The sequence below is a fragment of the Micromonospora sp. NPDC048930 genome (assembly GCF_043197935.1).
Classification (GTDB): domain Bacteria; phylum Actinomycetota; class Actinomycetes; order Mycobacteriales; family Micromonosporaceae; genus Micromonospora.
In genome coordinates this window covers 97,203-105,966 of sequence record NZ_JBICUB010000008.1, presented here as the reverse complement: position 1 = coordinate 105,966, position 8,764 = coordinate 97,203, and the positions used below count along the sequence as shown (strand labels likewise).

At 72.1% G+C, this 8,764-nt stretch carries 14 protein-coding genes; 2 read left to right on the top strand and 12 right to left on the bottom strand.

The window, feature by feature from the left end:
* Window positions 1-98: 98 nt before the first annotated feature.
* The 7 genes from ACGFI9_RS21935 to ACGFI9_RS21905 all read right to left on the bottom strand — a co-directional run bounded on the left by ACGFI9_RS21935 (window position 99) and on the right by ACGFI9_RS21905 (window position 6,142).
* Window positions 99-1,349: a phage major capsid protein gene (locus ACGFI9_RS21935; RefSeq protein WP_393180384.1), complete on the bottom strand. Its 1,251-nt coding sequence runs from the start codon at window positions 1,347-1,349 to the stop codon at window positions 99-101.
* Between the two features lie 18 nt (window positions 1,350-1,367).
* A complete protein-coding gene (locus ACGFI9_RS21930; RefSeq protein WP_393180382.1) occupies window positions 1,368-2,162 on the bottom strand; it encodes an HK97 family phage prohead protease in 795 nt (264 codons plus the stop codon).
* Window positions 2,152-3,447 carry a phage portal protein gene (locus ACGFI9_RS21925; protein ID WP_393180381.1) on the bottom strand — a complete coding sequence of 432 codons (1,296 nt, stop codon included), beginning with the start codon at window positions 3,445-3,447 and terminating at the stop codon, window positions 2,152-2,154. The genes ACGFI9_RS21930 and ACGFI9_RS21925 overlap by 11 nt, the downstream gene beginning before the upstream one ends.
* Window positions 3,444-3,731, bottom strand: coding sequence for a hypothetical protein (locus ACGFI9_RS21920; protein ID WP_393180379.1), 288 nt, complete (start codon window positions 3,729-3,731; stop codon window positions 3,444-3,446). Before ACGFI9_RS21920 ends, ACGFI9_RS21925 begins: the two co-directional genes overlap by 4 nt.
* Before the next feature lie 11 nt (window positions 3,732-3,742).
* Window positions 3,743-5,260, bottom strand: coding sequence for a hypothetical protein (locus ACGFI9_RS21915; RefSeq protein ID WP_393180377.1), 1,518 nt, complete (start codon window positions 5,258-5,260; stop codon window positions 3,743-3,745).
* Window positions 5,205-5,858 carry a hypothetical protein gene (locus ACGFI9_RS21910; RefSeq protein ID WP_393180375.1) on the bottom strand — a complete coding sequence of 218 codons (654 nt, stop codon included), beginning with the start codon at window positions 5,856-5,858 and terminating at the stop codon, window positions 5,205-5,207. The genes ACGFI9_RS21915 and ACGFI9_RS21910 overlap by 56 nt, the downstream gene beginning before the upstream one ends.
* 107 nt (window positions 5,859-5,965) lie before the next feature.
* Window positions 5,966-6,142: a hypothetical protein gene (locus ACGFI9_RS21905; protein ID WP_393180373.1), complete on the bottom strand. Its 177-nt coding sequence runs from the start codon at window positions 6,140-6,142 to the stop codon at window positions 5,966-5,968.
* A 152-nt stretch (window positions 6,143-6,294) separates the two neighbouring features.
* Between ACGFI9_RS21905 and ACGFI9_RS21900 the strand changes: the two genes are divergently transcribed.
* Window positions 6,295-6,501: a hypothetical protein gene (locus ACGFI9_RS21900; protein ID WP_393180371.1), complete on the top strand. Its 207-nt coding sequence runs from the start codon at window positions 6,295-6,297 to the stop codon at window positions 6,499-6,501.
* 10 nt (window positions 6,502-6,511) lie between these two features.
* Entirely contained in the window at window positions 6,512-6,706 is a 195-nt protein-coding gene (locus tag ACGFI9_RS21895) for a hypothetical protein (protein ID WP_393180370.1), read from the top strand.
* Window positions 6,707-6,734: 28 nt separating this feature from the next.
* On the opposite strand, the gene ACGFI9_RS21890 is transcribed toward ACGFI9_RS21895, so the two are convergent.
* From ACGFI9_RS21890 to ACGFI9_RS21870, 5 genes are read right to left on the bottom strand one after another with little or no spacing between them, the layout of a single operon-like run.
* On the bottom strand, window positions 6,735-7,043 hold the full coding sequence (locus ACGFI9_RS21890; protein WP_393180368.1) for a hypothetical protein: 309 nt from the start codon (window positions 7,041-7,043) through the stop codon (window positions 6,735-6,737).
* Window positions 7,016-7,387: a hypothetical protein gene (locus ACGFI9_RS21885; RefSeq protein ID WP_393180366.1), complete on the bottom strand. Its 372-nt coding sequence runs from the start codon at window positions 7,385-7,387 to the stop codon at window positions 7,016-7,018. The genes ACGFI9_RS21890 and ACGFI9_RS21885 overlap by 28 nt, the downstream gene beginning before the upstream one ends.
* 17 nt (window positions 7,388-7,404) lie before the next feature.
* Window positions 7,405-7,680, bottom strand: coding sequence for a hypothetical protein (locus tag ACGFI9_RS21880; protein ID WP_393180364.1), 276 nt, complete (start codon window positions 7,678-7,680; stop codon window positions 7,405-7,407).
* The gene (locus ACGFI9_RS21875; RefSeq protein WP_393180362.1) at window positions 7,677-7,817 is read right to left on the bottom strand and encodes a hypothetical protein; all 141 of its coding nucleotides are present in this window, start codon (window positions 7,815-7,817) and stop codon (window positions 7,677-7,679) included. The genes ACGFI9_RS21880 and ACGFI9_RS21875 overlap by 4 nt, the downstream gene beginning before the upstream one ends.
* A 27-nt stretch (window positions 7,818-7,844) precedes the next feature.
* The gene (locus ACGFI9_RS21870; RefSeq protein ID WP_393180360.1) at window positions 7,845-8,615 is read right to left on the bottom strand and encodes a hypothetical protein; all 771 of its coding nucleotides are present in this window, start codon (window positions 8,613-8,615) and stop codon (window positions 7,845-7,847) included.
* Window positions 8,616-8,764 lie beyond the last annotated feature (149 nt).

Here is an 8,764-nt window from a genome sequence, read left to right as displayed (position 1 = left end):
TGCACCGCCCCGGCCGATCAGGAGGTACCGAGGTACCGGGGTGTCCGATTCACCTAGGTACCTAGGTACCTAGGTGAATCGGACAGGTCGGGCGACGGTCAGGCGGCCGGGTGCTGGTAGGTGCGGTAGGCGTTGCGGTCCTGCACGCAGCCGTCGGTGCGGGCGAAGGACAGGAACGCGGCCTGCAGCTTCTCCGCGTACCGCTCGTTGAGGCGCATCAGGGTGATGCCCTTGACGATGCGGATCACGTACGCCGACCGGATGTCGCCGTAGACGATCGACTGGGCGTTGGCGGCCGGGACCGGCATCGAGTTGTCGATGGCGTAGGGCCGGCCGTTGATGGTGGCCGGCATGCCCGCGGCCGGGACCGGGATCCACAGCGGACGCTGGTCGGCGTCCTTGAGCTTGCGCAGCACCTTCAGCGTCTGGTCGTGGAACACGTACCGGCTGTTGCTGTTGCGGTAGGCCGGGTCGACGGAGTGCTCCAGGTCGACCAGGTCGTCGTAGGTGACCGCGGTGACCTGGCCGGCCGCGCCGGTCTTGCCGACGACCGCGTTGGTGAGCAGGCCCTCGGGCTGCTCGACGCCGGTGCCGGTGATCCACGCCCGGGCGGTACGCCGGCCGATGCGCTCGCCGAGCTTGCGGGACATCAGCCCGTCGACGTCGACGGCGGCGTCCTGCAGCAGCGCGAACGGCCACTTCACCATGCGGCTGGACACGATGTGCGCCTTGAGCTTGCGGCCGCCGAACTTCAGGTCCGGACCCTCGGTGACGTCGTCGTTCTCGCCGAGGAACTCACCCTCGTTGCCGGTGTCGTCGAGGGTGACCCACGGCAGGTCCGCGCCGGTGCCGGTGGTGATGGTCTCGGCGTAGGCGGCGATGCCGCCGAACGCCTTCATCACCTCGGTCATCCGGTCCCAGAACGAGTCCGGGACCAGGAACCCGCCGGCGACGTCCGAGGCGGACGTCTGGGCCCGGGTGTCGAGCTCGACGTGGGCGCCCATGAGCAGGTCCCGGTCCTCGGAGTCGAGGCGGGACATGCCGTAGGTGAGGTAGCGGCGGAACGCGGCGGCGTACCGGACGTCGGCCTCGGTCTGCTCGCCGCCGCCGTTGCCGCCGCGGGCGGACACGACCTCGTCGCGGTCGATCTCGTCGAGCCGGGCGGCCCGCTCGAACCGCTCGATGTCGCCGGAGGCGACGGACAGTTCCTCCTCGGCCCGGTCCCAGGCCTGCCGCTCCTCGGCGGTGAGGTCGCGGCCCTCCCGGTCCGCGGCGGCGCGGATCTCCTGCATGGCGTTCCAGGTCCGGTTCTGGGTCTCGATCGCCCGCCGGAGCAGCTGTGCCGACATTCTCTTCTCCTTCTGCCCTCAGCGGGCGGGGTTGCCCAGGCGGCGGTAGCGGGCCTGGTAGCCGCGCATGACGCGGTCGACGTGGTCGGTGTGCCGGACGGCCGCCGGCGGCTGGGATGCGGGCCGCTCGACCTGCTTGAGCAGGTCGCGCAGCTCCTCGCGGTGCGCGGCGCGGCGCTCGATGGCGTCGTAGTCGCCGCGGTTGAGCAGGGCCGGCACCACCTGACGCAGCTGCGCCTCGGTGTCGACGTACGCGGGGAAGGTGACCGCGCTGACCTCGATCAGGTCGATGTCGCGGATGATCCGCAGGTCGGCGGTGTAGACCTCGACCTTGCCGTCGGCGCGGGGCTCCTCGACCTCGATCTCGGTCCACTCGGCGCCGCCGGGGGCGACCCAGAAGCCGATCGACATGCCGGTGATGCGGCGCTTCTCGATGTTGCGCCGCAGGTCCCGGACGTAGGACAGCTCGTCGTCCAGGCCGGAGTCGACCTCAATGCCCCGGTCGGTCTCGGTCAGGATGAGGTCGCCGGCGGACACTCGCGACACCAGGTAGTAGGTGTCGTGGTCGATCAGCATCCGCTGGTCGAACTCCGCGAGGGTGCGGGCCGCCGCGCCGGGCGCGAACTCCTCAAAGAAGCCCCAGGTGCGGGGATTGCCGATCGGGGCGCGGACCCCGTACACGGCGGCCAGGCCGGCGAAGCGGCTGCCGCCGTCGTCGGCGGCGCGTAGCTGCACGCCGGCCTGGTCGACGGCGAGGGTGCGCAGCTCCATCAGGTCCCGGCTTGGTTGGCCGGTGCGCCGCTCAGTTCTCATCGTCGGGTTCCTCGTCGTCGTCTGGGTCGGGGTCCGGCGGTGGCCCTGGCGGCAGGGCGGGCTGCGGCTCCGGCGGTTCCTCGCCGAGCGGGCTCATGTTGGCCGGCTGCAGGTAGCCCTGGCCCTTGCCGTCGGGGATGGGCGGCCGGTCCTCCAGCTCGCGGATCTCGTCGGCGTTCAGGCCGCCGACCTCCCGCATCACGCGGTAGAAGGCGGCGCGAGCGGCGGCGTCGGCGCGCAGCAGGCCGTTGACGTTGTAGCGGATGTCCCGGTCGCGGCCGACGTCGGTGAACAGTTCCTTCTCCAGGCGCTGCTCCGTGGGGGCCAGCCAGGTGGGGTGCAGGTCGAAGGTGATCCACCCCTGCGCCTGCTGCTCCAGCCCAGTGCCCCACGAGGTCGACTTGGCGGTCTCGAAGAGCAGGAACAGCGGCACGCCGTAGAACCGTGCGATCTCCGGTACCTGGAACTGGCGGGTCTCCAGGAACTGCGCGTCGCGCAGCGGCATGGTGATCGGCGCGAACTTCGCTTTGGAGTCGAGCACGGCGATCTTGTGGGCGTTGTCCGTGCCCGACATGCGGGCTTCCCACCGCCGCTGCAGCGCGACGGCCTGGGACTCCTTGAGCCGCTGCTCGACCTGCAGCACGCCGGACAGCTGCGCCCCGTTGCGGAAGAACCGCGCCCCCGACTTCTCGGCGGCCTGCGACAGGGCGATCGCCCCGGCCGCGAGTCGGATCGGCGACAGACCGGTGACTCCGTCGTAGTTAAGGCCGGGGATGTGCAGGATGTCCCGCGAGGTCAGGACCCGCTTGACGCCCCAGTCGTCCTCGATCTCGAACAGCTTCCCGCCCGGGTTCGCCCGGGAGGGCTTGACCTTGGCGACCTTGCACCGTTCTGGGCCGACCGGCCACAGCTCCCGCACCACGCCGGCGCCGTTGCGGACCTTCTGCAGGAACGCGTTGCCCCAGCCGAGGCGGTGGGCGTAGGTGAGCCGCCACAGCTCCAGGCGGGTCAGCTCGGGGTGCGGGTTGCGCAGCAGCGGCTCGGGCACCTTGACCCGGGTGTCCGGCTCGTAGGCGTGCAGCGGCAGCGCCGCGGCCACGCCGGCGGTGACGGCGATGCACCGGTACACCGCCGACATCCGCAGCCCAGATGCCGGCGTGACGGCGACACCCGCGTCGGTGCTCTCCCCGCCGCCGAGGTACTCCATCAGGGTGTCCGCGGTCAGGGGGGTGGCCGGGTCCTGGATGCTGCTGCGCCGCTCGAACAGCCCGCGCAGGGCGGTCACGTGCGACCCCCGGCCCGGTAGGCCGAGAGCGCGCGGGCGAGCCGTTCGGTCCAGTGCACCGCCGCCGGGCGCTTGGGCTTGGCGGCCACGGCGCGGGCGTTGGCGACGACGACCAGGACCACGCCGGCGACCAGCAGCGCCGCCGGCGGCCATACGCACCAGCCGAACGCGACCAGGCAGCAGAACCCCACCCACTCCATGGAGGTGTTCAGGCGCGCGCCCGCGGGTCGCGCCGGCGGCGCCTGGCGGGCCTGGCCCTCGTCGCGGATCTCGTCGTCGTCCATCACAGGGCCTTTCACCAGAGGTTGGGTGGTCCGTCCTCGACCAGGAGGTGCGCGCGGGTGTCCAGGGCCCAGGTGGCGAGGGTGACGGCTTCCAGGCAGGAGATCTCCGCCGAGCCCTTGCGGCCCCAGGCCTGCGCGCCGTCGCCGATCTCGCGGACCTTCGCCCCTGCGAGGGCGGTGGTCAGCTGCGCCTGGTCGCGGTGGCGGGCCCGTTCCTGCAACGCGGCGTCGACGAACAGGCCGAACGCGGCGCCCATGTCCACGCCGGAGGTGATCGCGAGGTCGCCGCGCTGCGGGTTGTCCGGATCGGCGGGTTCGCGGATGCCCGCCTTGGCCAGGGCGGCGATCACCGAGGCGGATGGGCCGCGGGCGTCGATCGCGATCGCGACGGGGTCGTGCTTCTTGGCCAGCTTCACGAGGCGCTTGACCAGCCAGTGCGTGCCCGGGGCGTGGGCGATGATCTCCCAGTGCAGGAGCCCGTCGGCGCGGCGGCCGCACACGGCGATCGCCGCGTACCGGCGGTTCTTCGCGATCGCCACCCCGAACGCGACGTCACCGACCCGCTTGGACTGCCCGTCGGCCAGATGCTGCCACAGCTCGGCGGAGATCGGCCCGCCCTCGGCCTTGATCTGCACCGGCCAGATGCACAGGCGCTCGCGGGCGAAGCCGACCGGGTCCGAGCGACCCATCGCCCGGTACTCCTTGCCGATGAAGGCGTGGCTGATCCGGATCTCGTAACCCGGGTTGGTCGCCGCCCAGTTCACCGGCGACCCGAGGTCGACCTTGTCGAGGTTGTCCAGGTCGCCGGGTAGCCCCCAGTCCCGCCAGAGCAGGGACGGGTCGTCGCCGGCCTCGCCGCGCTCACGCAGGGCGTAGAGCACCTCGCCGGACTCGCCGTCGAGGGGCGGGGAGCTGGCGTAGATGATCTGCGGGTTGCCCTGCACCGACCGGGCCGACATCGTCGGCATCAGCGCCGACTGCTGCGCCGCGGTGTAGGCGTACGCCTCGTCGACGAGCACCAGGTCGCCGCTGAAACCGCGCCCGGAGCCCTTCGAGCGGGCGATGAACTTGATCCGCTGGCCGGTGGACTTGCGCAGGATGCCGTGGTTGCCGTTGCTGCTGCTGACCTTGATGTCGCCCGGCTCGATGACGCCGGCCTCTTCGAGGGCCGTGAACAGCTGCTGCAGCCGCAGGAACAACTCCAGGGCTGTCTTGACCTCGTGCGCGGTCCAGATGATCGTGCGCTCGCCGAGCAGGATCATCCCGGCCAGGACGCGGGCCTCGAGTACGGCCGACTTACCGTTCTGCCGGCCGAGGATCTCGGCGCATTCGAAGCAGGTGAATTTGCCGTCCTCGCCGATGGCCAGCATCAGCGTCAGCGAGTCCTGCTGCCACGGGTCGAGGAACAGCCCGGCCATCTGGGCCAGCTCGATCGCCTCGGGCCCGTACGAGTCGACGTAGGGCGGGTGGGTGTTAACCCGTGGATGCCTGGCCCCGCTTAGCGGCAATCCGAGCGGTGAGGTCTGCAACGCCGCCTCCACCACTCACGGCGGCCGCCGGGCTCTGCCCCGCGTTGGTGGCCTCCACCGCGGCGGCCGGCCCGGCGGGGGTCGGCGCCGGGGCGGCGGGACGGCCGGCGGCGCGGGCGCGGGCAAGGTCGCCCAGGACCTGCCGCAGCGCGAGGGCCTGCTGCCGCGATTCGGTCAGCGCCTTGTCGACGATCACGGTGATGTCGGCTTCGCCGCCCTCGACGAAGGAGGCGAAGCTGATCCATTCGCGGCCCTGCCCGCGCAGAAGCGCGTCGAGGCGGTCGCAGCGGTCGGCGAGCCGGCACGCCTCTTCGAGGAGCACCACCTCGCCGGGGCTGAGCGGCCCCTGGTCCAGGACCTGCTGCCACAGCCGCCGGCCGCGCGCGTCGAGCACGGGCGGTGACGGTGTGACGGTCGGCGTCACGGCCGGCGCCGCCGTGACGGCCGGGCCAGTCACGGCTGGCGATGTCACGGCCGCTGTCACGGCCGGCGCGGCCGCGGCGGCGGCCTGAGCGCACCGCAGCGGATCGCAAAACCGGTGGTCATCGGCCTTGTGGGCGCGGGAGCGGCGCTGCCTCTGCGCGGCTGTCAGGCCCATCTGTCACGCCCTCAGCGATCGTGTCACGTGACGGGGGGAGAAACGGGAGCCTGGAGCGTGGGGTCACCCAGGCCGGCCCGTCAACTTTCGACCCCCCTTACCCTCCGTCACCAGTCCTCGCTGGTGACCAGGGCAGGCAGGCCGGTCTTGTTCCCCTTGACCTGGTTGCACTTCACGCCACACGTGAGGCAGCCCAGCACCCCGTGGGCAGGGCGCATCGCGTGCGGGTCGATGGGCTGCGTGCTGTCCACTGAGATGGGAACGAGGTGGTCAGCGTCGGTCACGTTGTCGTCTGTGTGGCCACACAACCAGCAGGTGCGCCCGTAGATGAGGAACATCTGCTTACGGGCCCTGCGATAGGGCCTGCCCACACGGTGCCTGCTGCGCGGGGCCATCCGTAGACTCCCTCTACAGCGGCCCCTCCAGGAGGCATCCCATGGCCCCAGGCCAGCCCCAGCAGCAGCCGGACATGCCGGCCTTCCCGATCAGCGCCTTGGGCATGGGCGCGATCCAGATGCACGAACAGAAGACCGCGTTTGTGGAGGCCGGATTCACCGACGCCGAGGCGATGCAGATGATCTGCGCGATGCTCGGTGCAGGCGTTCAGGCTCACGTCATCATTGGCGGTCTGGGCGACCGGTAGCGTGCCGGCCATGGCCGATACACCCAAGGGCGTCACGGTGACCACCGTCAACGCCGACCTCGGCGAACCGGCGACCAGTATCGTGCAGCATGCGGACGCGACCGGGATCGACGTCGTCGAGGGGCACCTGATCGTGCGCCAGGGCGGGAGATACGTGGCGATCTACGCGCCCAACGGATGGGTCTCCGCGACCCTCAACCCGTGAATCGCAATTCGCGAACCTCAGGACGGGGTCAGTCGCAGTCGCCGTAGTCGTCGTCGACCGGCACGATCACCGGGTAGACGACCGGCCTGCCCTGTTCGTAGCGGGTCCGGTAGACGGTCGGCCGGCTCACCAGCGGTCTGGGTGCGGCTGGCGGCCGGTACGCGGGCACCTTGGGCGCGGACGGCGCCCGGTAGGCCGGGGCCGGTGGCCGCGGCGGTGACGGCGCCGCGCACGCGGGCCGGCCGCCGACCGCCGCCGCGATTCCCAGCGTGACGACGAGCAGCAGCGCCAGGACCAGCACGGCGGCGGTCAGCGTCCGGTGCGTCTTGTGGCCCATCGCAGCCTCTCTTTGAGGTCGAGTCGGCGGCCCGGGACATCCCGCCAGCCGTTGCAGCCGCCCGGGTAGTGGTCGGGCCCGTGGCCGCGGTCGCCGCGGCAGGAGATGTTGTGCCGGTGCAGCAGCCGGCAGCCGAGCCGCCCGACGCGGAACAGGACGTGCTCATGCCAGAGGTAGAGCAGCCAGAGCACGGCGCGCAGCAGGCGGGACTCGAACCGGTTGAACAGGATCCGCGCCTCGAGGGTGCGGTAGCCGGTGTCGTACGGGACGAACCCGGGCGGCTCGTGACCGGGCGGGTGCCGCGCCCAGACCGCCTCGATGTTGGGGCCTCGGACGATACGCATCAGGGCCTCATCTCGTGTCAGGCCGCAAGGGCGTACGACGCGGCCGGCGGCGGCGCGCCGGCGCGTTTGCGGCCGAGGCCGGACTCGGCCGTGGCCTTCTCGACGGCGGTGACCTCGTCGAGCAGGTACCAGGTGGTGCCGCGGCCGCGCCCGGGCCGGTGGAACCGCTGGATGAGGCCACGCTTGGCCCACGAGTAGATGAGGCCGACGGTCACGTCCGGGCAGGCCAGGTGCAGGACGATCGCCTGGGCGGTGCCGTAGCGGCGGCCGTCGACGGTGTGGATGCGGTTCACCGGGCGCTGCCCGTGGCGGCGGGTGGGGCGACGGTCGCGCGTCGGGGCCGGCGGCGGCGACGTGCGCGCCGGGGTGTGCCGTCGATCGCGGTGCCGAGGGCGGTGATGGCGGTGACCTGGTCGGCGAGGCTGGGCAACGGGTCGCTCCCTTCCCCGCCGGGTGGTCACGCGGCGGCGATGTACGTCGATGGTGCGGTGGTGATGCCGGCGAGCAGCACGGTCACGAGGGCCGACTGTGCGGGCCAGATGTGGCGCACCCGGATCGGCCGGGTGTCCATGGCGCAGGCGCACAGCGGGCCGCGGCAGCGGCAGTCGGGGTTGTCGCACACCACCGTCCAGTCGGCGGTGCGCGGCGAGGAGGTCTGGGCCTGCAGGCGTCGCTGTCCACAGGCGGGGCAGCGGGGTCCGCCGGGGATGGGCCACCGGTCGGCGTCGAGGCCGATGACGGCGCGCAGCCGGCGGTCCAGGGCGTCCAGCTCGGCGTGCACCTCGCGGGCGAGGGCGGCGCTGGCGTGCGGAAGCGCGGCGGTGAGGTAGTCGCAGCGGCCGTCCCAGTCGCTGTCCGCGAGGTCGAGCCACAGCCTGGACCAGGCGAGCAGGGCGTGGGTGCGCAGCTCGCTGGCGACCAGCATCGTGGCGTGGTGCACGACGGGCACCAGGTCGCGCTCGACGTCGAGCAGCGCCGGGTTGACCGGCGCCGGCGACGAGCCGGCGGGCTTGATGCCGGCGCGCTGGTTGTCCAGGCGGTCGGCCTTCTCGGCGCGCAGCAGCTCGTCGAAGGCGGCGAGCGCGGCGGCCGAGCGCGGCCGTGCCGGCTCGTTGGTGGTCACGCCGGCGATGAGCAGGGCGTCTCGGACCGTGGGCAGGTAGGACACCGCGCGGCGCAGCGAGGCGAGGGCGGCGACGGCGTGCAGTTGGTGAGGGTGGTTCGACATGACCGTCTCCCGGGCAGCTCGCAGGTACTGTCGAGGGCCGGTGATTGCCCCTGCGGTTTGCGGGTGACGGCGGGGTCAGGGACGTTGGGACCCGTCCCTGACCTTGCTGTCGCGTCGTGGATCCGGGGTACCTGACGGCGAGGGTTGAC